Origin of the sequence: Pseudarthrobacter sp. NPDC092202, assembly GCF_044755505.1 — a bacterium.
Lineage (GTDB): Bacteria > Actinomycetota > Actinomycetes > Actinomycetales > Micrococcaceae > Arthrobacter.
The window spans coordinates 33,120-56,994 of sequence record NZ_JBIVRG010000014.1; the positions used below are offsets into that span (position 1 = coordinate 33,120).

A 23,875-nucleotide genomic window follows, 5' to 3' on the forward strand; every position below is an offset into this window, starting at 1 on the left:
TGGCTACCGCTGCAGTTCCAGCGCCCGCTTCTGCCGCGCCGAGATGCTCGAAACGTACCCGCAGTTGGTGCACGTGATGTTGTATTTCCGGGACGTGGTGAACACCGGAATGAAGAAGAGCGTGAACTTGGTGGCACGCTCTTCAAGGCGGTGGTGGGCGAAGGAGCGGCAGTACTGGCAGGTGGCCGGTTTGCCGGGCAGCGCCGTCAGTACCGTCTTGAAACCAAAGAGGAGGAACATGGGTCTGGCCTTTCGGGGCAGTCCTGCTGGCTGTCCTGACAACATTAGGCCCTGGACCAGCCGATAGCCCATCCTGACAGCCTCCCGGAGCGGTGCGATACTGGGGGTCCGCGCAATGTTCGTTATCAGGGGGATTTCGGCAAACATGGTCCTGGATACGGCGACCCTTCGCATTGCGTTCGGCCTGATGGCGCTGGTGCTGGTGTTCCTTTTCTACTTCTCCGCCTACCGGGTGACGCGCTCGCCATACAGCGGCTGGTGGTGCCTGGCATTGCTGTTTTTCCTTGCAGGATCGGCCTGCTTCCTGCTGGACGGCACGGCCCACCAGGTCTGGGCCAATCCGCTGGGGAACGTGCTGCTGGTGCACGGCGGGGTGGCAGTGTGGGCGGGTGCCCGGTCGCTGCGGACCGTGGCGCCGCCAAAGTGGGCCTTCACCGGCATCCCCCTGGTCACGCTGGTGGCCTCCGCCCTCGATAATCCGGCCACCAACACCTGGTCCGGCGGGCCGGTGTTCCTGGCGGCGATGAGCCTCACCATCGGACTTGCGTCCCGCGAGCTCTGGCGCCTGGAACCGGGATATACCCGGGTCCGGATTCCCATGGCCGTTGCCGCCGGCGGGCTCTCCGTGTTCTACCTCCTGCGCTGGTTTGCCTTCATGCTGGAGGGCCAAAACGGGCCGATCTTCCAGAGCGTGTTCGGCTCTGCGGTCACCACCCTGGTGACCATGGTCCTGCTGGTGGTGGTTTCCTTCAGCATGGCAGCCCTCAGCAGCGAGCAGCAGACCCGGGCCCTGCGGATGGTGGCCTCACGCGACGACCTCACGGGGCTGCTGAACCGCAAGGCCTTCCTGGAAATGGCGGCGGAACAGCTGGCGGACCTGTCCATCACCAGGGGATCGGGCGCCCTGGTCCTGGCGGACCTGGACCACTTCAAGTCCGTCAACGACACCTACGGGCATGCCGCCGGGGACCTCGCCCTCCAGACCTTCGCCGATGCGTGCACGGCCACTGTCCGTCCCACCGACCTGGTGGGCCGCTACGGCGGGGAGGAATTCGTCCTCCTCGTTCCCGGCGCCAGCGCCGAGCGGGCGGAACTCATCGCCTCGTCGATCAGCAACCGCCTTGCCGCCGCAACCACCGCGGACGGGATGGAAATGCCCACCGTCAGCTACGGCATTTCAACGTACGACGGCGCCGCGACGGACGTGGAGCGCCTGATCGCCTCAGCCGATGCCGCACTGTACATGGCCAAGTCGCTGGGCCGGAACCAGACCGCCCGCAGCGACCGGATGCGCTAGCAGGGGCCAGCGGAAGCGGGGGCTGTGCAGGCCATGCTCCCGGGCCTGTTGCCAAACTGTGGCTTCCGGGCGGTCCGTAACCCAAGGGGAGCGGGAACCCCTGCTGATAAAATGGCGGGGTTGCAGGGCGGCCTTTTTGCTGGTCCAACCAGCGCCGTAACCAAGTAAGGGACCAGACACTCATGACGGCAGGCGGGTCACACCCCGGGACTTCGGAGACTCAGCCGGGCGCGCCGGCCAAAGCCTCCGGCCCGGCTACAGGCCGCGCCTACCTTGCCACCATTGAGGGCTTCATCGGAGCCCTCATGATGTTTATCGGCTCCATCGGCACGGGCTGGATCGCCAACGGCTCACCCATGATCCGCCAGCCGGTGGTCATCGCCCTCCGCACCGAGGGCTGGGGAGTCACGGTGTCCACCGTGCTGCTCACCGTGGGTGCGATGGTGTTGATGCGTTCCTGGCTTCGGCTGGGCCAGCGGCTGGCGGACTGGGGCCAGTCCTCGCTGCGGTCCGTGGTGGTCGCCATCTCCGCCTGGTCACTGCCGCTGCTCTTCTGCGTCCCGGTGTTCTCGCGGGACGTGTACGCCTACACAGGCCAGGGCAGGCTGGTGATGGAGGGCCAGAATCCCTACGAAGTGGGTATCTCCAGCCTGAGCAACTGGTTCTCGCTGGGAGCGGACCCGGCATGGGCGGAAAACCGGACACCCTACGGGCCCTACTTCCTCTGGCTGGCACGCGGGGTGGTGGGGCTGACCGGTGCCCAGCCTGACGTGTCCGTGCTGCTCTTCCGCCTCCTGGCCGGCGTCGGCGTCCTGCTGTGCGTCATCTACGTCCCCAAACTGGCGGAACTCCATGGCATCAACGGCGCCCGGGCGCTCTGGATCTCGGTGGCCAACCCGCTGTTCCTGATCAGCTTCATTGCCAGTGCCCATAACGACGCCCTCATGGTGGGCCTCGCCGTTGCCGGGGTCTACTTCGCCGCCACGCGCCGTTATCTGGCAGGCATCCTCCTGGTCACCGCGTCCATCGGCATCAAACCCATTACCGTGCTCCTGCTGCCGTTCATCGGCGTGATGTGGGCGGGCCCGTCCGCGTCCTGGCCGCGCAAGTTCCTGATCTGGGCTGCGACGGCGGGCATCAGCTTCGGCGTGCTGGTCCTGAGCGGCATCCCCTACAACCTCGGCATCGGCTGGACCTGGGCCATCATGGACCCCACGCCGGGGTACACCGGCTACTCGCCGTCCGGCTTCCTGGGCCAGCAGGTGGAGTTCCTCGCCAACGTCCTGGGACTCCCCGGCGGGACCTTCGCCACCCTGTTGCGGACGGGCATGAAATGGGCCGCGATCGGCCTTGTCCTGCTGCTGATGTTCCGGGGCGACTATTCGCTGGCGGTGCGCCGGATGGCCCTGGCGTTCACCGCCGTCGTGATGCTTTCGCCCATCATCCAGCCGTGGTACATCCTGTGGTTCCTGCCGTTCCTGGCCGTTACGGGTATCCGCGACGACTGGCAGATCAGGTCGCTGTACGTCGGCGTGACGTTCTTTGTGGTGTTCGGGGCGCAGGACCAGCTCTCCGTCTGGTCCTTCGTGGAGCTGCCCATCGATGCGTCGTCGCTGGCGTTCATCACGGCGCTGGCATTTACGTTCTACCTTCTATTCCTTGACGTGCATACACGCAAGCTGCTGATCGAAGGCAGGCCCCTGGACCTCGCCAGGCGGGGCTGGAGGTGGCTGCTGGCTATGCGGGATGCCAGGCGTGGCCGGGCGGAGGAGCCAGGCCGGGAGAAGCTGGGAAGCCGCTGAGCCGTCCGGGCCTTTTGACCCTGTTGCGCCGGCAGGGGCAGGTGTCTAGTGAAGGGGTATTGGCCCCCGCGCCCGTGGCTCTTGCCCGCCCCGGCCGGAGCAGAGGAGAAGGGTGCTTGGCATGACTGAGGTAGTCCGGTACGAGGTGGGCTCCGGGACTGTCCTGGTTGAAGTGGCGGCCAACAGCTACGGCGTGGAACACCCTGCGAGGAACGAGCAGGGCATCCTGGATGCGGGCCGGCGCCTGGAGGATGCCCTGGCCGCCGTCCGCCCCGCAGCAGCGGCCGTCGTCGACGCCATGCGGGAAATCGCACCCGAACACATGGAAGTGGAATTCGGCGTGAAACTCGCGGGAACCGCGGGGGCGGTGATCGCCCGGAACACGGCGGACGGGCACTTCGTCCTGAGAATGTCCTGGTCGGCGTCCCCGGATGTCGTGGCCGAGGAAGAGTAAGCCCGCCTGCAGGAACTGGAGGCCTTCCACGCTGCAGCGGAGCATGACTGATCTTCCCACGAGGAGGTGGCCGGATGTATAAGTTCCGGGACCGGGTTGAAGCGGGCCGGAAGCTGGGGCTCGCCCTGGCCGGGCTGCGCGGGGAGGACGTGGTGGTCCTGGGGCTGCCCCGCGGCGGTGTTCCCGTGGCGGCTGAGGTTGCGGACGCCCTGGATGCTCCCTTGGACATCATTGTGGTGCGGAAACTGGGGGTTCCGTTCCAGCCGGAGGTGGCCATGGGTGCCATCGGGGAAGGCGGAGCCCGGGTACTGGACCGGCGGGTGGTGTCCCTTGCCCGCGTCACGGACGCTGATCTCCGGACGGTTGAGGCGCGCGAGCGTGCGCTGCTGGATTCCAGGCTGGAACGGTACCGGCAGGGAAAGGCCCCCATGGACCTCAAGGGTCGTACGGCCGTCATTGTGGACGATGGCATCGCCACCGGGTCAACGGCCCGGGTGGCATGCAAGGTGGCCCGCCAGCTGGGGGCAGCACGGGTGGTCCTGGCCGTCCCGGTGGCGCCGGAACGGGCCATGGACTCCCTGCCCGAGGCGGACCAGGTCCTCTCCCTGGTCTCCCCGCGCGACTTCGAGGCGGTGGGCTACTACTACCGCGACTTTTCACCGACAACCGATGAGGAAGTGGTCCACCTGCTCGACGCCGCGGCGCGGCGGGAGCTCCGGGGACGCCCGGGGCAGGTTGCCGCCGCTGGCCAGGACGTCCGCATCGCACTGGACGGGGCGTCAATCAACGGGGACCTGCATCTTCCGGACCAGTGCCGGGCGGTGGTGGTCTTCGCCCATGGCAGCGGCAGCAGCCGGCACAGCCCGCGCAACCGCTACGTTGCTTCCGTCCTGGAGGAAGCGGGGTTGGGCACCCTGCTCTTGGATCTGCTCACCCCCGAAGAGGAAGTGGACCGCGGAAACGTCTTTGACATTCCCCTGCTGGCACAGCGGCTCAGCGCAGCAACCCGCTGGCTCAAGGGCAGGGATGAGACTGCAGCATGCCGGGTTGGCTACTTCGGGGCCAGTACCGGGGCGGGCGCCGCGCTGTGGGCGGCGGCCGAACCGGGCGCGCAGGTGGACGCCGTGGTTTCCCGCGGCGGCAGGCCGGACCTTGCCGGGCCGCGACTTGCGGCGGTGTGCGCACCGACCCTGCTGCTTGTGGGGGGTGCGGACACCCAGGTCCTGGCACTGAACCGGCAGGCCATGGACCTGATGCGGGCGCCGGTACACCTGGAGGTCATCCCTGGAGCCACCCACCTCTTCGAGGAGCCGGGCACGCTCGCCCGGGTCGCGGCCCTGGCCACCGAATGGTTCTCGCGCCACCTGGTGCCGGAGGGCGCGGCGGAAGATGCACCAGGGGTTTCCTGAGCTGCCAGCTACGCGCCCGCGGGCACCGCCGCAGGTTTCCGGCCCAGTTCGGCAGTGCGTTTCACGGACCACCAGAGCAGCACCACCAGGAGGACGTTCCGGGTGGTGAGGATGGCTGCCATCACCGGATGGGCGTGGATCAGGGGCGTGTAAAACAGGGGGTAGATGACGAAGGTGGTTATTGCGATGCCCATCAGCAGCGCCGCAGGAACCTTCCACCGCTCCCAGTCATGCGTGAGCCCGGCGATGATCACCGGCGCCAGCCAGATGATGAACTGCGGGGAACCCACCTTGTTGAACACGATGAACGCGGTGACCATCATCAGGGAGCCCTCAAGGAACAGTTCCTCCCGTTCGGCGCCGCGGTTCAGGGCGCGGACCAGCAGCACTGCAGCGGTGATGGCAGCGAGGATCAGCAGGGGCTGCATCAGGAAGGCTGCGGTGTCCGCTCCGGGGCCGTAGACCTCTGTGGAGTTGATGGCGGTATTGTCCGCCATTCTGGAACCGGCAATGTTGAAGACGCTCAGCCATACCCACGGCGTGGAGAACGTGGCTTCGAGCTGCATCCCGCGCTCGCCCTGGTTCAGGAGGAAGTCCATGATGTGGGGCAGCCCGCCGGAGAGCCAGGTGCCCAGGGTGACAACCGCTGTTACCGCCACGCCGGAAAGGACCACCTGGACCCGCTTCCGGCTGGCAATCACGATGGGCACGAGCACGGCCGCCGGCCACACCTTGATCCAGGTGGCGATGCTGAGCAGGACGCCGGCCACCACCGGCCGCTGCGCCGCATAGAGCAGGGCGATGAGCACGATGGGCGCGGTGATGCCTTCAACGCGGGCGAAGCTGAGGTAGCCCATGAAGACGGTGAAGAACAGCCACCACCAGGCCGGGGCGATGCCGGCCACCTTCCGCGGCCCGCGGGTGAGGAAGGCGAGTCCGACGGCGTTGAGGGCTGTGATGATCAGGAACCAGGCCAGCAGGTACAGGCTTGGCCCGGCGATGTTGGCCAGGAAGATGGGGATCTGCGCCAACACGGGGTACACCCACGGGCTGATTTTCCCGTCGAGGTCCTCGGGGTTGTAGCCGTCCGTGGCCCACTGGCGGTACTGCTCCGTGTCGCTGAACGTGTCGCCGTGCAGGAAGAAGGACGCCATCCAGCCAAGGAAGTAGAGATGGACGACGGCGAATCCCCACCACACGCTGGAAGGGCGGGCGAACCAGTCAACCGCCTTTGCCGGCAGGAGGTTGCTGCGGACGGAGACCAGGCGGTCAAAGAACCTCGTGGAAATCTTAGGACTCCTTGAGCGCGGGGGCGGCTGCGGGAGCCTTCTTGCCCAACAGGTACAGGCGCCGGACGCTCCAGATGAACAGGACCACCAGGAGGACGTTGCGGATGGTGAGCACCAGGGCCATCCACGGGTTGTTGTGGCTGAGGGCGTCGTAGAACAGGGGGTAGATGAAGTACGTTGCCACGGCGATGACGATCAGCATGGCGGCCGGTACCCGCCAGTCGCGCCAGCTGTGGGCGAGGCCGACGGCGACGGCCGGCGCGAGCCACACCATGAACTGCGGCGATCCCACCTTGTTGAACACCACGAACGCGGTGGCCAGGGTCAGGGCCCCGGCGAGGAGCAGCTCGGTGCGGTCCACGCCGCCGTTGAGCTGGCCCTTGTGCTGCTTCCCGTTGTGCAGTGCCCAGAAGGTCAGGCCGGCCACCAGCAGTGCGGCCAGGATCAGGAGGGGCTGCATCAGTACTGACATCACTGCCGTTCCGGGGCCGTCCACCTGCATGGAGTTGATGTCCGTGTTCATGTACATGCGGGAGTCGCCGATGTTCAGGACGGACAGCCAGAGCCACGGCGTGGTGAAGGTGGCCTCCAGCTGCATGCCGCGGTCACCCTGCTGGGTGAGGAAGTTCAGAAGCCTGGGGACGCTGCCCACCGCAGCGGCCAGCGCAACCACCCCGGCCGTCGTCGCAAGGCCGGCGAGCACCACCAGGACACGGTTTTTGACGACGGCGAACAGGGCCAGCATGACGGCCGCGGGCCAGACCTTCACCCAGGTGCCGATGGCCAGCAGGACGGATGCGATGAACGGCCGGCCGACGCCATACGCAAGGGCCACCAGGACCAGCGGGGCGGTGAGGCCATCCACGCGGGCGAATCCCAGCCAGCCCATGAGGAAGGTGAACACCAGCCACCACCAGCCGGCGGGGATGGCCTGGCGGTCCCGGCCGCGGTTGGTAAGTTTCAGCAGTGCCCAGCCGTTCAGGACTGTGGTCATGAGGACCCACAGGAAAAAGAAGGGTCCTGGGCCGGCGATGCCTGCGATGGCCATCGGGATGAGCGCCAGGATCGGGTAGACCCAGGGGCTGGGCCCGCCGGTGAGGTTTGCGTCGTCGAACCCGGCCATGGCCCAGTCGCGGTAGATAAAGGTATCGCTGAAGGCCTCACCGCGAAGCGAGAGCGAGGCCGCGAAGACCAGGAAGACCAGGTGCACCACGATGAAACCGCCCAGCAGTCCGCGGCCGGTGTTGAGCCGGGCCCGGGCGGGCGTGGGAAGGACGGCGTTGCGGATCCGGGTGAGTCTGCCGAAGAAAGCGTCCGTAGAGATGGCGGGATCCTTATCAGGTCGTTGCACAGCCGTGTGTTGCGCAGTGGTGCACGGGTCTTGCCGGGAGGCTTCTCCGGTGGCATTGGAGGCGTCCAAAAACAGCTTCCACTCCCCATCAACTGTAATTGACCAGCCCGAGCGGGCCGTAATTGCTGCGGTTGCACGGCGGAGCACGCAGCGCTGACGTGCGGTTCTTTGTTACTTGATTTTTCAAGTTGCTGGTGGCCCGATGCTGGGGCATCATGAGGTGGGCAGTATGATGCCCTGCCGCGTCGGCAGCTTGGGGGAGCGAAAGACGCGTCTCCCACCCCTAGAACACTAAGGCCCCATCCATGACCGCTGACTTCCCCTTGACCCTGACCGTTGCCGACCGCGCGAGCATGGACAGCGAGCTCGACGCCGCTGTCACCGCCGCCAAGGCCCACGCGCTCGCCGAGAAGCGCCACGGCATCCTGGTGACACGGCACGGCGTGGACAAGTTCACCGTGGCACTCAGCGAGGCTGTCCCCTTCGGCCTGACCCGCGAACAGCAGGCCTGGTAGTTCCACGGCGCTTCCAGCTCGACGGCGCCTCTAGCTCGACGGCGCCCCGTTCGAGCGTGCCCGTTCGGGAACCGGAGCTTTAGCTGTCGGCGGTTGTGCCGGAACTGTTTCCGGAGACCCTTCCGCTGCGCTGCTGGAGCCGGTCAATGTGCTTGGACGCCTCCGCCTTGCTGAGGTCAGCCGGCAGTTCTTCCCCTGCTTCACGGGCCAGCGTATCCAGGTAGCTCCGCTGCGCTGCCGTCATGGGTTCATCACCGGTCACCCAGTCTTCCGGGTCCCGGTCCAGGCCTGCGTCCGGTTCCGGTGTGGGGCTGCCGAGTGTTTCCTGTTCTTTGTTGTTGTCCATGCAGAGAGTCTAGGGTCCGGCGCTGACATTCCGCAGTTCCTTGAGCCGGCAGGGCGGTGTGAAGGGTTAGGTAACCGTGACCTTCAGGTCGTTCCTTCCCGGTGCGGCGCCCGCTACTGTCGACAGCACCATCGGGGACGACGGAAGAGGCACGATGAGCATCGACATCGAGATTGGTACAAGCCTCAGCAATGAGGACGCAGCGCACTTTGCGGCCAAGACGGAAGCAATCACCTCAGCGATGCAGAGGGTGCGGGAACGGCACGCGGCGTACAGCTGGGTGTGGACGGACGAGATCCGCTGCCGTGGCTGTAACGCGAGTATCGACATACCGCTTCTCGCCAGCACGAACGCAAGCGCCGACAAGGCCTTCCAGGCTCATCAGTCCGCTCAGCTGGATGCACTCCTGGCTGCCGGCGGCGCCTCGGGCCGGGGAAGCAATATCAGTCCGTCCTAGTAGACGGACCCCTCAAGGAGCTCCGCCAGCCTGCCGGCGGCGCGGCGCAGTTCCGGGACTCCGGCCCTGAGTGTTTCCTCGCTGGCAGCCTCCACCGGGCTGGTCAGCGAGATGGATTCGCTGGGGCGGCGTCCCGGCCTGCTCGGCACGGCCACGGCCACGGAGAGCACCCCGGTAGCCCGTTCATCGGCGGAGTAGGCATACTCGGCCCCGGGTTCCGGCAGCCGGGAGCGCAGAGCGGCTGCGGTCAGCCCCGAATCCTCATGGCCGCCGGCAACAGCCGCAGCAACCACCTGCTGAAGCTCGTCGTCGGACGATGACGCAAGCAGGATCTTGCCGGCGGCGCCGGCCGTGAGGGGGAGGCGCTTGCCCAGCGGGAGGTCATAACGGAGGGGCACCTCGCCGTCCACGCGTGCCACGAGGATGCGCTCGAACCCCAGCCGCGTGTAGAGCGACGCCGTCAGCCCGGTCTGCGAGGCGACCTGCTGCAGGATGGGCCGGGCCGCCACGACAAGGGGATCGTTCTCCAGGAAACTCCGCGCGGCGGGCAGGACTGCCGGCCCGATCCGATAGGACTTGTCCGTCTGGCTCACCATGCCGAAATCCTGCAGTACGCGCAGGATCCGCAGGGTGGTGGGCAGGCTCATGCCGCAGTTCCTTGCCAGATCACTGAGCCGCTGGGGCCGTTCGGCCCGCTGCAGTTCCGCAAAGACCTCCAGCGCCCGGGACAGGGAGCGCATGTTGGACGCCTTGGGTCCCTCCTCTGCCGGGGTGTGGGGGGAGGAGGAAGTCGTCGTCGCCATTCTTTCATTCTATGTAACTTCCTTGCGCTTGACAGCCTCTGTGTCTGGTGTCACTATTTCTCAGTACGCAATATAGTTTCATTCTGTGAAATGCAGCGACACGGAGTGAAATCCGGCCCAGCGTGAAATAGAAGTCCAGTGAGAAGGAAGCATGACAACGGAGTCAGTCACAGCCACATCAAAGAGCGCCGCCAAGGTGGCACCTTCCGTGCTGGCAGGTATTGGTGCGTTCGCCGCCGTCGGCGTGTATGTCCTGGTCAGTTCAATCGGTCTGGGCCTGTGGACCTCCCTTGGGCCTGGCCCCGGGTTGTTCCCCTTTGCCATGGGCGCAGTCCTTGCCGCGATGTCCGCGGTCTGGCTCCTCCAGGAACTCCGCCGCCCCAGCGAAACGGCAGAGGGGGTTGACCGCCGACTGGTGGTCGCCGTCGTCGCCAGCCTGGTGGTCCTCGCCGCCGTCATGGACCTGCTCGGCTTCCAGCTGAGCATGTTCCTCTTCCTCATGTACCACCTGAAGCTGCGTGGCCGCAGGGCCTGGCCCTCCTCCCTGGTCACCGCCCTCGCCGGCAGCGTGGGCGCGTTCTACGCCTTCAACTACGGCCTGAACGTGGCGCTGCCCGTCTCGGCCTTTCCCCTGCTGAACACGATCGGACTCTGAACGTGGATACCCTCAACGAACTTATGGGCGGCTTTGCGGCCGCCATGACCTGGCAAAACCTGCTGTTTGCCTTCCTGGGCTGCCTGCTGGGCACCATCATCGGCGTGCTGCCCGGCATCGGCCCCGTGGCCGGCGTTGCACTGCTCATTCCGCTCACACTGAACCTGGATGCCACCGGGGCGATCATCATGCTCTGCGCCATCTTCTACGGCACGGCCTACGGCGGAACCATCACCAGCGTCCTGCTGAACACCCCCGGTGAGGCGGCCTCCGCCATCACCACCATCGACGGCTATGCCATGACAAAGCTCGGCAAGGCCGGGGCAGCCCTGACCATCGCCGCCGTCGGATCCTTCGTGGGCGGCACTGTTGCCACCCTGGGCCTGGTGCTGGCCGCCAAGCCGCTGGGGGAACTGGGGCTGCTGGTGGGCCCGCCGGAGTTCTTTGCGCTGATGGTGGTGGGCATCTCCCTGCTTGTGGCGCTCGCCGGCAAGTCCATGGTCAAAGCCGTCATCTCCGGAGCCCTTGGCCTGCTGATCGCGATGGTTGGTATCGACCCCGTGGCCGGGGCTCCGCGCTTCACCTTCGGAATGGACCGGCTCCTGGACGGCGTCAGTTTTGTTGCCGTGATCGTGGGTGTCTTTGGCCTCTCTGAACTGCTCTCCTACCGCAAGGGCAGCACCACCCCCAACGTGCACGCACCCAACCTGCGTTCGCTGCTTCCCACAGGCAAGGAATGGCGCCGGAGCGCGCCCGCCATGGCCCGCGGAACCGGAATCGGTTTCGGCCTGGGCCTCATCCCGGGAATGACCGGCTCCGTCTCATCCCTGCTGGCCTACGGCGCGGAAAAGAAGTTCTCCCGCCACCGCTCCGAACTGGGCAAAGGCGCCATTGAAGGCGTGGCCGGGCCTGAAACGGCCAATAACTCCCACGCCAACGCCGCCCTGATCCCGCTGTTCACCCTTGGTATCCCGGCATCACCCACCATCGCCGTGCTGATGGGCGCCTTCCTCCAGCAGGGCCTCACCCCGGGGCCCACCCTCTTCACTGAGCACTCCGAGATTGCCTGGGCCATCATCGCCAGCCTCTTCATCGGGAACCTGCTCCTGCTGGTCCTGAATGTTCCGCTGGTTGGATTGTGGACCTCCATCCTGCGTGTTCCCACCACCATCCTCACCGCCCTGATCCTGCTCTTTATGGTCATCGGCGCGTACACCATCAACTTCAGCGTCTTTGACGTCTTTGTCATGATCGGCTTCGGCCTCTTGGGCCTCGCGCTCCGGCACCTGGACATCCCGCTGGCACCTATGGTGCTGACCCTGGTGCTGGGTCCGCTGATGGAACGCTCGCTCCGGGAGTCCCTCGAAATCTCGCAGGGCGACTTCGGGATCTTCACCAGCCGCCCCATCTCGGCAGTCCTGATCGGCCTGGGGCTGCTGATCATCTTCAGCCCGCTGCTGAAGATCCGGAAGCCCAAAGCGCTCAACGAAGACCCCGAAACGTAAACAACACCCTATTCACCCCAACACCCGAATACCCCCTTCAAAGGAGAAGAACACCCATGAAAACCCGTTCCCGCATCGCCGCCGCACTCGCCGCGGCATCCCTGATCGCACTCACCGGCTGCGGCGCCAACGCCGGAGCCACGAACGCCGCCGGCGGCGACTTCCCGAAGAAGGGCAAGACGATCGACCTGGTTGTGGCGTTCTCCTCCGGCGGCGCCGTGGACACGGCTGCCCGGCTCATCCAGCCCATCCTGGAAGAGGAACTCGGCACCAACGTTGAGGTCATCAACAAGCCCGGCGCAGGCGGGCAGATCGGCTACACCCAGCTGACCAGCTCCGCCCCCGACGGCTACACCATCGGCGCAACAGGCTCCCCCTCCGTCGTCGTCTCGCCGCTGGACCCCGCACGCGGTGCCAAGTACACGCGGGACAGCTTCCAGCCCCTGGGCCGCCAGGTCATCGACCCCACCGTCATCGCAGTGCAGCCGGACAGCCCCTACCAGACGCTGAAGGACCTCCTGGACGCCGCAAAAGCGAACCCGAAGTCCATGACCGCCAGCACCACCGGGCTCCAGACCGGTGAACACTTCGCCATGGCCCAGATCCAGGAAAGCACCGGCTCCGAATTCGCCCCCGTGCACTTCTCGGAGGGGGCTTCGCAGGCCACCACCGCCTTCCTGGGCAAGCACGTGGACATTCTCGTGGCCAATGTCAGCGACGTTGTTGACCTGACAAAGCAGGGCAAGGCCCGCGTTCTGGGTGTCATGACCTCGGAACGCGCGCCGGCACTGCCGGACGTTCCCACCTTCAAGGAATCCGGCTATGACCTCGAGGCGGGCACCACACGCGGGTACTCGGCCCCCGCCGGGCTGCCGGAAGAGGTGGCCAAGAAGCTTGAGGCTGCACTCCAGAAGGCCATCGAGGACCCCGCCGTGGTGCAGAAGATGCAGGATCTTGGCCTGCAGACCAGCTACCTCTCCGGCGAGGACTACAAGCAGTACTGGGCAGGGCAGGAAGAGGACTTCAAGAAGGTCCTCCCGCTGGTCCAGAAGACCGACTGACCCCGCTATCACCGGACGGAAGAAACCCATGACAACGCCCGCAACCGACACCATCGACGCCGATTTCCCCCGTCCCGGGAGGGACGTGGTGGAACGCCTTGCCAAGCTCCCCGCCGCCAACATCGGCGACGCCATGGACCGGCTCGGCGTTGCAGATTCTGCCATCCAGGCCATCTGGCCGGGTGCCCTCCTGTCCGGCCCTGCCTTTACGGTGTGGACCAGGCCGGGGGACAACCAGGGCATCCACAAGGCCCTGCAGCTGGCCCGGCCCGGAGACGTCATCGTCGTCGCCGGGGGCGCCGATGCCTCCCGCGCGCTGCTTGGCGAGCTCATCGGCGAGCGTGCCATCAATCTTGGCATTGCAGGCTTCGCGCTGGACGGGGCAGCGCGCGACGCCGAAGCGCTGGGTGAGATCGGCATGCCCGTCTTCGCCCGGGGTACTTCCCCTGCCGGCCCCTACAAGAACGGTCCCTACCGCGTGGGGACGCCGCTCGCCTTCGGCGGTGTCCCCGTCCTTCCCGGCGATGTGATCATCGGCGATTCGGACGGCGTGGTGGTGGTTCCCCGTGACCAGGCAGCCGCCGTCGCCGAGGCTGCCGAAGCAGTCTTCGCCGACGAAACAAACCGCCGGCAAGCCATCGTCGCAGCCCGGTCCTAAAGCAAGAAAGACAGTGAGTACCATGACAGCGGTAACCGTCATTGGCCTCGGCGAAGCCGGAGCCACCTACGCCGCGGCGCTCCACGCCGCCGGCCACAAGGTCACGGGGTTCGACCCCGTGGCCCCCACCACTCCTGCCGGCGTCACCCGGGCCGCCACCGCGGCAGAAGCCTGCGCCGGAGCGGACATCGTCCTGGTGATGACAGGGGCTGCCGCTGCGCGCGGCGTCGCCGCGGAGTGCCTTCCGGTCTTGGGGGCCGGCAGTTGCTACGCGGACTTCACCTCGTCCTCTCCCGGAGTCATGCAGGAACTCGGACAGCTGCCAAGCAGGGCCGACTTCGCCGATGTCGCCATCCTTGGCCCGGTCTCCGCGCTGGGGGAGAAAACGCCCCTGATGACCAGCGGGCCTGGAGCCAAGGCTGTGGCGGACCTCCTCACCCCGCTGGGCGCCGACGTCGAAATTGCCGGGGGTGAACCCGGAGCGGCAATGGCCCACAAGCTCCTCCGCAGCGTCCTGATGAAGGGCCTGGCCTCGGTGGTGGTCGAGGCCGTCACTGCCGGCCGCGCAGCCGGACTCGAAGAGTGGATCCGCGCCCAGATCGCCAGCCAGCTGGCCGGCGACGGCCAGGCCGTCATCGATCGGTTCCTCACCGGCACTGCCAAGCACGCAGTGCGCCGCTCCAAGGAAATGCAGGACACTGCCAACTACCTGGGTGATCTTGGGGTGCCCGCAGAGATGACCACCGCGTCCGCGGCCGCCCTGGGCCGGATGGCACAGGAACCGGCGCCCGCCTTGCGCTGATGGCAGAGTCGGGCAGAATCAGGAACGGGGAATACGTGATCCACCACCTAACCGGCGTCCCGCCGTCAGGAGCAGCAGCATGATCGGCATCTGGGCACTCGGCGCCTACCTTGCCGTGATCCTGCTGTGGACCACGGTGCTTAAACGCAGCGTGGGCGAGGCGATGATCCTCGGCTTCCTGGCGGTGCTTCCGTTCACCGGGGCGGCTGCGGCCCAGACCGGCTGGGAGGCCTTGTACTCAGCCGCCACGGACGAGATCGTCTACGCCACCATGGCGTTCGTTTTCATGGGGTACCTGCTGGACAGGACCGGGGTGCTGGACCGGCTGATTGACCTGCTGAATTCTCTGATCGGCGGAGTCAGGGGCGGTCCGGCCTGGGTGTCCACCGTGGCGTCAGCGGGGCTGGGCAGCGTGGTGCACAACCAGGCCGCCATCGCCGCCACGGTTGGCTCGGTCACCATCCCCTGGATGGAGAAAGCCAGGCTGGACAAGCCCGCGGCGGCCACCCTGGTGGCCGGGAACGCGGGAATGGGCATCACGTTTCCGTTCAGCGCCTCGATGTTCGTGCTAGTCGGGTCGGCCACAGTTGGGCCCCTCCTGGACATCAACGCGCTGGTCCTGCCGCTGCTGTTCGGCGGCCTGTGGTGCTTCCTGCACCGGCTGATCGTCACCTGGCTGCTGGTCCGCAAGAGCGGCATGGCCCCCCTCGATGCAGCACACCGGCTGCCCGTCCGGGCGGCGTTTGGCCGCGGCTGGGCCACTCTGCTGCTCTTCGTTGTGGTGGCCATTCCGCTGGTCATCACCTCCGGTGCCATCGCCCAGGGTCTTTCCGGCTGGACCGGGGGCGATGTCACCAAGGCTGTCAGCGTCATTGTGTGGATCCCCGTGGTCCTGATCATCACCGGCCTCCTGCTGGGCCGGAAGAAGCTGCCCAGGGATGGCCGGGCGTGGTGGGCGCTGCTGCAGGACTCCGCGCCGCGCTTCGGGATCGTGGGCGTCACCGTGGTGTTCGCTTTCGCCGGCGCCAACGCCCTGGCCGCCACCGGGCTGCCCAAACAGATGACGGAACTGCTGAACGGGATGAACCTGCCGCTGTGGCTCCTGGCCATCCTGATCGGGCTGATTGTCATCGCGGTGGCTGCACCGCTGTCCGCGACGGCCACCATGGCCGCCGTCGGAACGGTCGGCGTGGCCGCCCTGGTGGCGGCCGGAGTGCCGGCAACCACGGCAGCCGTGGCCGTCCTGGTCTTCTCCTCCTGCGAGGCGGCGGTCCCGCCGGGCGGTGCCCCGCTGTACGTGGCGTGCGGCATCGCAGACGTGGACCCCATCAAAACCTTCCTCCGGCTGCTCACCCACTACGCCCTGCCGCTGCTTGGCATCGGCGTGCTGATCATCCTCGGCATCCTGCCCATCTAAGGACCACCACCATGCACACCATCCGAAGGGCCATCGAAGTCCTCTTCGTCCTCACCCTCGCAGCGCTCCTGATTGGCGGCATTCTGTTCGTGGCCGGGCAGGCCATCGCCCTGGCGGCGGGCCAGGGCGACTGGCTCGCACTGCTTAACGACACCATCAAGGCGCCGATGTGCATTGCGGCGTCCATCTGCGCCGTCGCCGGGTTCCTGCTCAGCTACAAGCGCCACCAGAACCAGGAACAGCGGCAGGAAGCAGGGGCGCGGTGAGTCCTTCCGCCGGAGACGGGCACTACCCAACGTTCGCCCGACTGCTGGAGCGGGAGGGTGCCCTGGCGGGGACCTCCTGGGGACTCTTTCCGGACCCAACCCGCGGGACGCCGTCGTTCATTACTCCCCAGGCGGTGCTGGCGGCACGCACCTGCATCCGCACGGGCACCGCCTTTGGCCTGGACTATCCGGCCGATGCCTTTGATCCCGGCATGTCCCTCAAGCGCGGCGCGCCCCGGCACACCATCTACTCCTCGCACCCGGCCCACCGCGATGATTTCCTGGACGGGTACTACCTGCAGGGATCAAGCCAGATTGACGGGCTGCGGCACCGCCGGGCGGACGACGCCGGCTTCTACAACGGCACGCAGGATGACCGCATCACCGAGGGCACGCCGGACCTGGGGATCCAGGAATGGGCAGACCATCCCATCGTGGGCAGGGGAGTCCTGGTGGACTTGGCCGGGTACCGGGCCGGGCAGGGCGCTCCGATTGACCATGCTGCCGGTGAACCGCTGGGCCTTGACCTGATCGAGGAGGCGCTGTCCGCCCAGTCCGTGAAGCTCCGGCAGGGCGACATCCTGATGCTGCACACGGGCTGGTGCGAATGGTTCCTTGGCCTGGCGCCGGAAGAGAAGCAACGCATGCGGGACAGCAGGCGCGCCACCGGTGTTGCGCAGTCGGAGGAATTCGTCGCCTGGGCCTGGGACCATCGGCTGGCGCTCCTCGCGGCGGACAACTTCGCCGTCGAATGCCTTCCCGCCGTGCCCGCAAGCCCTTACCGGAAGTCAGCACCGAACGACCACGGCATGATGCACCAGCAGCTCCTGGCCAAGCTTGGCATGCCCCTGGGCGAACTGTGGCGGCTGGGTCCCCTGGCCCGGCACATGCGGAGCACAGGCCAGTGGGACGCCTTCATCACCATCAAGCCGCTGAACATCACCGGCGCTACCGGATCGCCGGCGAACGCCATTGCCTTGGTGTGAGGCCTGCCGGCGGGCCTGTCGGGTCAGCCCAGGCTCTCGCCGGTCACGCCGGCCAGGTGGTTCAGGAGTTCGTTCTGGAACCGCTCATCGCGGACGGCGGGGTGTGGCTTTTCCCGGTGCTGGTGGTACCAGTAGCCGCCGCTGGTCAGGGCCTCCGGGTCATCGCTGGCGGCCAGCCATTCCTGCGTGCGGTGGCCCAGCCGGAGGTCGTCCGGCGCGCCGGCGCCGCCCATCCTGGTGGGCACCCAGCCGGGATCCACGGCATTGCTGGGGACGTCCGGCCATAAACGGGCGACGGCGGCTGCCAGGGCCGTGAGGTAGAGCTTGCTGTCCGAATAGGTCACCTGGGCGTGGTTTTGGATGTGTGCGTGGCCGCCGCGATGCATGCCGCTGCTGACATATATTTGCCGCCGCGGCCGTTGCATGATTGCGGTGAGGAGGTAGGGGGCGGCGACGTTGACCTGGAAAATGTCCGGGCCGTGGAGCACCCCGGCGTTGTGGATGACGGCGTCCATCTGGCCCAGCCGGTTCACCTGGGCGGCGATATCGCGGACCTGGTCCATGTCCGCCAGGTCGCCAACAACGCCGTCCGCACCGCGGTCCAGCAGTTCCTGGGCGGAAGCCAGGCGTTTCGCACTGCGGGCATGCACGACGACGCGGTGACCCTCCTGCAGAAGCGTTTCGGCTGTGTACCGTCCCAGCCCGTCCGCGGAGCCGGTGATAAGGATGCGCGCCACTGGTCCTCCTCGAGTTGTATACAAGTATGCATCAAAGGCTAGAGTAGCCGAGGAGGTAACGACATGTCTGGTGCAACCACCCGCAATACAGGGGCGGATTTCGTCTATGCCGAGCTGAAGCGGCAGATCATCAGCCTGGAGCTGAAGCCGGGGGAACGCGTCTACGAACCCGCCATGGCCTCTGCGCTGCAGGTGAGCCGCACGCCGCTGAGGGAAGCCATCAGGCGGCTGATCTCGGAGAGCCTCCTGGAACAGCAACGGACCGGCGGCGTGCTGGTGCCCGCCCTGGACGAGGCGGAAATATCCGAGCTGTATGAAGTCCGCGCGGCCATGGAATCGCTGATGGCGCGCAATGCCTGCCTAAAAGCCACGCTGGCTGACATCGACGCACTCGAGGGCATCCTTGAGCGCAACGCTGCCATGGTGGGCTTCGCGGATGAGGCGATGAAGCAGGGGATGTCGCTGCACGGGAAAATCGCCGCGATCGCTGGCAATGCGTGGGCGCGGCGGTTCCATGACCAGATATCAAACCAGATGGAGCGGTACCGGCACTTCACCAACAGCACCCAGGAGCGGCGGGACCAGGCCCTTGCCCAGCACCGGACCCTGGTGGCGGCCGTGGCTGCCGGCGACCCGGACCGGGCCGCAAGGATCGCGTTCGACCACGTCATGGGTGCCCGCGACGCGGCGGTGCGGGCCATGTCCGGCAACCCTGCATGATCGGCGAACTGGGCCGCCGGTCCACTGCAGCCCTCCTGGTCCATTCCACACTGATCCAGGCCCTGACTTTCCTGCTGCGGCCCGCTGCCACCTACCGCGCGCTGGAACTGGACGTTCCCGGTTTTGCCCTGGGGCTGCTGGCGGCGAGCTACGCCGTCTTCCCGCTGCTGCTCGCCGTCCCCACGGGCGCCCTGGTGGACCGCCTGGGTGAACGCCGCCTCATGGCGGCCGGAGCCGCCGTCGTACTGGCCAGCGCCTTGTTCCTGCTGCTGTGGGGTTCGTCAATTGCTGCACTGATCATCGGAACCGCCCTCCTGGGCGTCGGCCAGCTGACCTGCGTGGTTGGGCAACAGGCGGTGGTGGCCAACAACGCGGCTGCCTCCCGGATGGATTCCGCCTTCGGCTACCTCACCTTCGCTGCCTCCCTTGGGCAGGCCGTGGGGCCACTGGCCATCTCCCTGGTGGGAGGCACGGCCATCCGCCCCGACACCCAGGCGATCTTCCTCCTCTCGGCCTGCATGGGGCTGGTGCTCCTGGTGACCACCTTCGGCATCTCCGCAACGGTCGGCGCCAGGAAGGGAACGGCAGCCCCGGCGATCAGCGGCAAAGGCAACGTGGCCTCGCTGCTGAAGACTCCCGGCGTGGCGCGGGCCCTGGCCACCAGCGCCACCGTCCTTGCCGTGGTGGACCTGACCATGGTCTACCTCCCGGTGCTTGGCTCCGAACGGGGGCTCACGGCGGCAACGGTGGGCGCCCTGCTCGCCGTCCGTGCCGTGTTTTCCATGGTGTCCCGGATCCTGCTGGGGCAGGTATCCCGGAAGCTGGGGCGCAAGCGGCTGCTCGTGGCCAGCCTGGTGTTGTCGACCATCGCTTTGGCCGCCATGGCGGTTCCCATGCCGGTGCTGCTGCTCTTTGTGGTCATGGCCGTGCTCGGACTGGGCCTTGGCATTGGCCAGCCCCTCACCATGTCCTGGCTCTCGGCGCAGGCACCTGCCGGGCAGCGCGGCCGTGCCCTTGCCCTCCGGCTCGCCGGGAACCGGGTGGGCCAGGTGGTGCTTCCGAGTGTTATCGGCGTGGCAGCGGCAGGTGTTGGCGCGCTGGGGGTTTTCCTGGCGTCCGCGGCTGCAGTGGGCGGGACGCTCCTGCTCCTCCGGGGTGTCCGGCTGGACGACTGATTACGGCAGCCGCGACGGGCGGAGCAGGCTCGGCACGCCCGCCTTGGAGGGGTCCAACGGCACCGGGCTGACCAGCACAGCAGGGCCCCGGCGCAGCAGCCCGCTTGAGAGGGCACGGCACCGGATACCGCCGCGGCCCCTCATGGCCGGGTGTGCGCCGGGGGCCAGCACCTCGTTCATCCAGGCGCAGGGGTGTGCGGGCCGGCCGCCGTGAAAAGCCACCGCGTCCCCGCCCGACTCCAGCACAAAGTCCTGGCTGAGCAGCGGGGCCAGGTGGGCTCCGCGGAGGATAACGTTCCGGCGGGTGGCCAACGGATCGAACGGCTCCGCGCCCAGTTCCCCGGCCATCACTTCCAGGGATTCGACGGCGAACAGGGTCACCGCGGCGTCCATGTGCGCCGCCTTGCCGAAGAAGCGGTCGCCCACGATGCCCTTGCCCGCCACCACCTCGGCAACATCGGCATCCGTGGTGGGCACATCTGCTGCCCCGTCCCGCGCCCGGCCGAAATAGGCGTGGGAGGGGGACACCAGCAGGTGCAGGATTTCGACGCCGTACCTGTACTCCTCCGTCATGCCCCCACCATACGCACGGATTCAGGCACCCACGTACGCGGCCAGGTGCTTGCCGGTGAGCGTCGGGGAGCCGGCCACAAGCTCAACGGGCGTGCCCTCGAAAACGATCCGGCCGCCGTCGTGCCCTGCCCCCGGGCCGAGGTCGATGATCCAGTCCGCGTGCGCCATCACGGCCTGGTGGTGCTCGATCACGATCACGGACTTGCCGGACTCAACCAGCCGGTCCAGCAGGCCCAGCAGGTTCTCCACGTCGGCCAGGTGCAGGCCGGTAGTGGGCTCGTCCAGGACGTACACATCGCCCTTTTCGGCCATCTGGGTGGCGAGCTTGAGCCGCTGGCGCTCGCCGCCGGACAGCGTGGTGAGCGGCTGGCCGAGGCTGAGGTAGCCCAGGCCAACATCCTCGAGCCGGGCCAGGATGGTCCGCGCGGCCGGTGTCTTGGCCTCGCCCTCGGCAAAGAACGCGGCAGCCTCGGTCACGGACATGGCCAGGACCTCGGCGATGTTCTGCCCGCCCACGGTGTATTCCAGCACGGCGGCCTGGAAGCGGCGGCCCTCGCAGTCCTCGCACGGTGACTCCACCGTTGCCATGACTCCGAGCTCGGTGAAAATGACGCCCGCGCCGTTGCAGGTGGGGCAGGCACCTTCCGAGTTGGAGCTGAACAGCGCCGGCTTCACGCCGTTGACCTTGGCGAAGGTCTTGCGGATGGGCTCCAGCAGCCCGGTGTAGGTGGCCGGATTGCTGCGGCGCGAACCCCGGATGGCGCCCTGGTCGATCACCACCACACCCTCGCGCTTGGCCACCGACCCGTGGATAAGGGAGCTCTTCCCCGAGCCGGCCACCCCGGTGACGACGGTCAGGACACCCAGGGGAATATCGACGTCGACGTCCTGGAGATTGTGCGTGGACGCGCCGCGGACCTCCAGTGCACCGGAGGCTTTCCGGACGGCCTCCTTCAGGGCCGCGCGGTCCTCCAGGTGGTGCCCGGTGGTGGTGTCGCTGCTCCGCAGGCCCTCCACGGTGCCCTCGTAGCAGACCTCGCCGCCGTTGGTGCCTGCCCCCGGACCGAGGTCGACGACGTGGTCGGCGATGGTGATCATCTCCGGTTTGTGCTCCACCACCAGGACGGTGTTGCCTTTGTCCCGCAGCTGGAGCAGGAGCTGGTTCATCCGTTCGATGTCGTGCGGATGGAGGCCGATGGAGGGCTCGTCGAAGACGTACGTGACGTCCGTGAGCGAGGAGCCGAGGTGCCGGATCATCTTGGTGCGCTGGGCCTCGCCGCCGGACAGGGTGCCGGCCGGCCGGTCCAGGCTGAGGTAGCCCAGGCCGATATCCGAAAACGAGTCGAGCAGGTGCTGGAGGCCCTTGAGCAGGGGAGCCACGGAAGGGTCCTTGAGGTTCCGGACCCACCCGGCGAGGTCGCTGATCTGCATCTGGCACAGCTCCGCGATGTTCTTGCCGTTGATTTTGGAGGAGAGGGCCTGCTGGGTCAGCCGGGTCCCCTTGCACTCGGGGCAGGTCTGGAACGTGACGGCCCGCTCCACGAACCGGCGCACGTGCGGCTGCATGGCCTCGGGGTCCTTGGACAGCATGGACTTCTGGATCTTGGGGATGATCCCCTCGAAGGTCAGGTTGACGCCCTCCACCTTGATCTTGGTGGGCTCCGCGTACAGCATGGTGTCCAGCTGCTTCGCGGTGAACTTGGCGATGGGCTTGTCCATCGGCAGGCCCATGCCCTCGAACAATCGCCCGTACCACCCGTCCATGGAGTACCCCGGAACCGTCAGCGCTCCCTCGGTCAGGGACTTGGCGTCGTCGTACAGTGCCGTGCGGTCTATGTCGCTGACGTTGCCCATGCCCTCGCAGCGCGGGCACATGCCGCCGAGGTACACGGCGTGGTTAACCACCGACTTCTCCACCCGCCCGCCCTTGTCCGTGGACATGACGCCGCTGGCTTTCCGGGTGGGGACGTTGAAGGAGAACGCCGTGGGCGGGCCGGCGTACGGGGTGCCCAGCCGGCTGAAGAGGATGCGGAGCATGGCGTTGGCATCGGTGGCGGTGCCAACGGTGGAGCGGGGATTGGCGCCCATGCGCTCCTGGTCCACGATGATCGCCGTCGTCAGGCCTTCCAGGAAGTCCACCTCGGGGCGGGCGAGGTTCGGCATAAAGCCCTGGACGAACGCGCTGTAGGTCTCGTTGATCATCCGCTGCGACTCGGCGGCGATGGTGGCGAACACCAGCGAGCTCTTGCCTGAGCCGGAGACCCCGGTGAACACGGTCAGCCGGCGCTTGGGCAGTTCGACGTTGATGTTTTTGAGGTTGTTTTCCCGCGCGCCCTGCACGCGGATGAGGTCGTGCGTGTCGGCGACGTGCAGCCCGTTGGCCTGGGTATCGGTGCCGGTGTCCGTGCTCATCGGGTCTCCATCTGTTGGGCTGCGCTGTCTGTTGGGCTGCGCTGACCGGAAGCCGCGTGCGCAGCCTCCGGTCGCCGTCGTTGGTATCAGCCTAGGCCTGCTGGTTGATCCGCACGGTGTTCCCGGCGGGGTCGCGGAAGGCGCAGTCGCGGATGCCGTAGGGCTGGTCCACCGGTTCCTGCACGACGTCGGCCCCGCTCGCCTCCACCTGGGCGAAGGCGGCGTCGACATCCGGGGCGGAGAGGATCACGGTGGCGTAGGTGCCCTTGGCCATCATCTCGGCGATGGTGCGGCGCTCGTCATCGGTGATGCCGGGGTCCACTCCCGGCGGGTGCAGGACGATGGAAACGCCGGGCTGGCCCGCGGGGCCGACCGTGATCCAGCGCATGGTGCCACGGCCAACGTCGTTGCGGACCTCGAAGCCCAGCGCGTCGCGGTAGAACGCCAGGGAAGCGTCGGGGTCGGTGTGCGGAAGGAAGGTTGAGGAAATGGTGATGTTGTCCATGGCTGTCATGCTAGTTGCGGCTCCGGAGCGGGCGCTTCTCGATTCCTGACCGGTCTGGTGACCTGTTTGGCCACGCACGCGGGGATGCCCGCCGTCGTGCTCTTTGCCTCCTGCTTGTAGGCGCTGGGCGGCATGCCCACCAGTTCGCTGAAGCGCGTGCTGAAGGTGCCCAGCGAGGAACAGCCGACGGCGAAGCACACCTCCGTGACGGAAAGGTCACCCCGGCGCAGCAGCGCCATGGCCCGTTCGATGCGCCGGGTCATCAGGTAGCTGTAGGGCGATTCCTGGTACGCGGCCTTGAACCGGCGGCTGAGGTGGCCGGCGGACATGTGGACACCCTGGGCCAGGGCCTCGACGTCGAGGGGCTGCGCGTACTCCCGGTCGATCCTGTCCTTGACCCGGCGCAGGAGCATGAGTTCGCGCAGGTAGGGGTCGATTGC

At 67.1% G+C, this 23,875-nt stretch carries 26 protein-coding genes; 16 read left to right on the forward strand and 10 right to left on the reverse strand.

What is annotated here, in order from left to right; translation table 11 throughout:
- Positions 1–3: 3 nt before the first annotated feature.
- The gene (locus tag ACIQF4_RS17615) at positions 4–240 is read right to left on the reverse strand and encodes a zinc-ribbon domain-containing protein (protein WP_350004192.1); all 237 of its coding nucleotides are present in this window, start codon (positions 238–240) and stop codon (positions 4–6) included.
- A gap of 145 nt (positions 241–385) precedes the next feature.
- Here ACIQF4_RS17615 and ACIQF4_RS17620 point away from each other — a divergent pair, with 145 nt between their 5' ends.
- The 4 genes from ACIQF4_RS17620 (at position 386) to ACIQF4_RS17635 (ending at position 5,202) form a co-directional block, all read left to right on the forward strand.
- Positions 386–1,537 carry a diguanylate cyclase gene (locus tag ACIQF4_RS17620; RefSeq protein ID WP_350004249.1) on the forward strand — a complete coding sequence of 384 codons (1,152 nt, stop codon included), beginning with the start codon at positions 386–388 and terminating at the stop codon, positions 1,535–1,537.
- Between the two features lie 182 nt (positions 1,538–1,719).
- Positions 1,720–3,339 carry a polyprenol phosphomannose-dependent alpha 1,6 mannosyltransferase MptB gene (mptB, locus tag ACIQF4_RS17625; RefSeq protein WP_400516903.1) on the forward strand — a complete coding sequence of 540 codons (1,620 nt, stop codon included), beginning with the start codon at positions 1,720–1,722 and terminating at the stop codon, positions 3,337–3,339.
- 121 nt (positions 3,340–3,460) lie between these two features.
- Positions 3,461–3,793, forward strand: coding sequence for a CU044_2847 family protein (locus ACIQF4_RS17630; RefSeq protein ID WP_350004194.1), 333 nt, complete (start codon positions 3,461–3,463; stop codon positions 3,791–3,793).
- Between the two features lie 74 nt (positions 3,794–3,867).
- Positions 3,868–5,202 (forward strand): phosphoribosyltransferase family protein, encoded by a 1,335-nt coding sequence (locus ACIQF4_RS17635; RefSeq protein WP_400516904.1) that lies wholly within the window; start codon positions 3,868–3,870, stop codon positions 5,200–5,202.
- An 8-nt stretch (positions 5,203–5,210) separates the two neighbouring features.
- Here ACIQF4_RS17635 and ACIQF4_RS17640 read toward each other — a convergent pair whose 3' ends face one another.
- Both ACIQF4_RS17640 and ACIQF4_RS17645 read right to left on the reverse strand, forming a co-directional pair.
- On the reverse strand, positions 5,211–6,401 hold the full coding sequence (locus tag ACIQF4_RS17640) for a glycosyltransferase 87 family protein (protein WP_400516905.1): 1,191 nt from the start codon (positions 6,399–6,401) through the stop codon (positions 5,211–5,213).
- A gap of 91 nt (positions 6,402–6,492) precedes the next feature.
- Positions 6,493–7,842 carry a glycosyltransferase family 87 protein gene (locus tag ACIQF4_RS17645; protein WP_400516906.1) on the reverse strand — a complete coding sequence of 450 codons (1,350 nt, stop codon included), beginning with the start codon at positions 7,840–7,842 and terminating at the stop codon, positions 6,493–6,495.
- 305 nt (positions 7,843–8,147) lie between these two features.
- Here ACIQF4_RS17645 and ACIQF4_RS17650 point away from each other — a divergent pair, with 305 nt between their 5' ends.
- Positions 8,148–8,357: a hypothetical protein gene (locus ACIQF4_RS17650; RefSeq protein ID WP_350004197.1), complete on the forward strand. Its 210-nt coding sequence runs from the start codon at positions 8,148–8,150 to the stop codon at positions 8,355–8,357.
- 79 nt (positions 8,358–8,436) lie between these two features.
- Here the strand turns inward: ACIQF4_RS17650 and ACIQF4_RS17655 are convergent, their stop codons facing one another.
- A complete protein-coding gene (locus ACIQF4_RS17655) occupies positions 8,437–8,703 on the reverse strand; it encodes a DUF3072 domain-containing protein (RefSeq protein ID WP_400516907.1) in 267 nt (88 codons plus the stop codon).
- Positions 8,704–8,857: 154 nt separating this feature from the next.
- Between ACIQF4_RS17655 and ACIQF4_RS17660 the strand changes: the two genes are divergently transcribed.
- A complete protein-coding gene (locus ACIQF4_RS17660) occupies positions 8,858–9,160 on the forward strand; it encodes a hypothetical protein (RefSeq protein ID WP_400516908.1) in 303 nt (100 codons plus the stop codon).
- On the opposite strand, the gene ACIQF4_RS17665 is transcribed toward ACIQF4_RS17660, so the two are convergent.
- Positions 9,157–9,963, reverse strand: a complete 807-nt coding sequence (locus ACIQF4_RS17665; RefSeq protein WP_400516909.1) for an IclR family transcriptional regulator — start codon at positions 9,961–9,963, stop codon at positions 9,157–9,159. The two genes, ACIQF4_RS17660 and ACIQF4_RS17665, sit on opposite strands and share 4 nt — an antisense overlap.
- 151 nt (positions 9,964–10,114) lie before the next feature.
- On the opposite strand from ACIQF4_RS17665, the gene ACIQF4_RS17670 reads away from it, so the two are divergent.
- The 8 genes from ACIQF4_RS17670 (at position 10,115) to ACIQF4_RS17705 (ending at position 17,313) form a co-directional block, all read left to right on the forward strand.
- Positions 10,115–10,618, forward strand: coding sequence for a tripartite tricarboxylate transporter TctB family protein (locus tag ACIQF4_RS17670; protein WP_400516910.1), 504 nt, complete (start codon positions 10,115–10,117; stop codon positions 10,616–10,618).
- A 2-nt stretch (positions 10,619–10,620) separates the two neighbouring features.
- Positions 10,621–12,123 (forward strand): tripartite tricarboxylate transporter permease, encoded by a 1,503-nt coding sequence (locus ACIQF4_RS17675; RefSeq protein ID WP_400516911.1) that lies wholly within the window; start codon positions 10,621–10,623, stop codon positions 12,121–12,123.
- A 56-nt stretch (positions 12,124–12,179) separates the two neighbouring features.
- On the forward strand, positions 12,180–13,184 hold the full coding sequence (locus ACIQF4_RS17680; RefSeq protein WP_400516912.1) for a tripartite tricarboxylate transporter substrate binding protein: 1,005 nt from the start codon (positions 12,180–12,182) through the stop codon (positions 13,182–13,184).
- 28 nt (positions 13,185–13,212) lie between these two features.
- Positions 13,213–13,842, forward strand: coding sequence for a methyltransferase (locus ACIQF4_RS17685; protein ID WP_400516913.1), 630 nt, complete (start codon positions 13,213–13,215; stop codon positions 13,840–13,842).
- A gap of 22 nt (positions 13,843–13,864) precedes the next feature.
- Positions 13,865–14,644 (forward strand): DUF1932 domain-containing protein, encoded by a 780-nt coding sequence (locus tag ACIQF4_RS17690; RefSeq protein WP_400516914.1) that lies wholly within the window; start codon positions 13,865–13,867, stop codon positions 14,642–14,644.
- Between the two features lie 79 nt (positions 14,645–14,723).
- Positions 14,724–16,061, forward strand: a complete 1,338-nt coding sequence (locus ACIQF4_RS17695; RefSeq protein ID WP_400516915.1) for a TRAP transporter large permease subunit — start codon at positions 14,724–14,726, stop codon at positions 16,059–16,061.
- An 11-nt stretch (positions 16,062–16,072) separates the two neighbouring features.
- Positions 16,073–16,327 (forward strand): hypothetical protein, encoded by a 255-nt coding sequence (locus ACIQF4_RS17700; RefSeq protein ID WP_400516916.1) that lies wholly within the window; start codon positions 16,073–16,075, stop codon positions 16,325–16,327.
- Positions 16,324–17,313: a cyclase family protein gene (locus ACIQF4_RS17705; RefSeq protein ID WP_400516917.1), complete on the forward strand. Its 990-nt coding sequence runs from the start codon at positions 16,324–16,326 to the stop codon at positions 17,311–17,313. Before ACIQF4_RS17700 ends, ACIQF4_RS17705 begins: the two co-directional genes overlap by 4 nt.
- A 23-nt stretch (positions 17,314–17,336) precedes the next feature.
- Here the strand turns inward: ACIQF4_RS17705 and ACIQF4_RS17710 are convergent, their stop codons facing one another.
- Positions 17,337–18,050, reverse strand: a complete 714-nt coding sequence (locus ACIQF4_RS17710) for an SDR family NAD(P)-dependent oxidoreductase (protein ID WP_400516918.1) — start codon at positions 18,048–18,050, stop codon at positions 17,337–17,339.
- A 63-nt stretch (positions 18,051–18,113) separates the two neighbouring features.
- Here ACIQF4_RS17710 and ACIQF4_RS17715 point away from each other — a divergent pair, with 63 nt between their 5' ends.
- Together ACIQF4_RS17715 and ACIQF4_RS17720 are read left to right on the forward strand one after the other, a co-directional pair.
- Positions 18,114–18,770 carry a GntR family transcriptional regulator gene (locus tag ACIQF4_RS17715; protein ID WP_400516919.1) on the forward strand — a complete coding sequence of 219 codons (657 nt, stop codon included), beginning with the start codon at positions 18,114–18,116 and terminating at the stop codon, positions 18,768–18,770.
- Positions 18,767–19,945, forward strand: a complete 1,179-nt coding sequence (locus tag ACIQF4_RS17720) for an MFS transporter (RefSeq protein ID WP_400516920.1) — start codon at positions 18,767–18,769, stop codon at positions 19,943–19,945. The genes ACIQF4_RS17715 and ACIQF4_RS17720 overlap by 4 nt, the downstream gene beginning before the upstream one ends.
- On the opposite strand, the gene ACIQF4_RS17725 is transcribed toward ACIQF4_RS17720, so the two are convergent.
- The 4 genes from ACIQF4_RS17725 to ACIQF4_RS17740 all read right to left on the reverse strand — a co-directional run bounded on the left by ACIQF4_RS17725 (position 19,946) and on the right by ACIQF4_RS17740 (position 23,848).
- A complete protein-coding gene (locus ACIQF4_RS17725) occupies positions 19,946–20,518 on the reverse strand; it encodes an MOSC domain-containing protein (RefSeq protein WP_400516921.1) in 573 nt (190 codons plus the stop codon).
- A gap of 21 nt (positions 20,519–20,539) precedes the next feature.
- Positions 20,540–22,930 carry an ATP-binding cassette domain-containing protein gene (locus ACIQF4_RS17730; RefSeq protein ID WP_400516922.1) on the reverse strand — a complete coding sequence of 797 codons (2,391 nt, stop codon included), beginning with the start codon at positions 22,928–22,930 and terminating at the stop codon, positions 20,540–20,542.
- A 91-nt stretch (positions 22,931–23,021) separates the two neighbouring features.
- A complete protein-coding gene (locus ACIQF4_RS17735; protein ID WP_400516923.1) occupies positions 23,022–23,444 on the reverse strand; it encodes a VOC family protein in 423 nt (140 codons plus the stop codon).
- Positions 23,441–23,848, reverse strand: coding sequence for a helix-turn-helix transcriptional regulator (locus ACIQF4_RS17740; RefSeq protein WP_400516955.1), 408 nt, complete (start codon positions 23,846–23,848; stop codon positions 23,441–23,443). Before ACIQF4_RS17740 ends, ACIQF4_RS17735 begins: the two co-directional genes overlap by 4 nt.
- Positions 23,849–23,875: the final 27 nt, after the last annotated feature.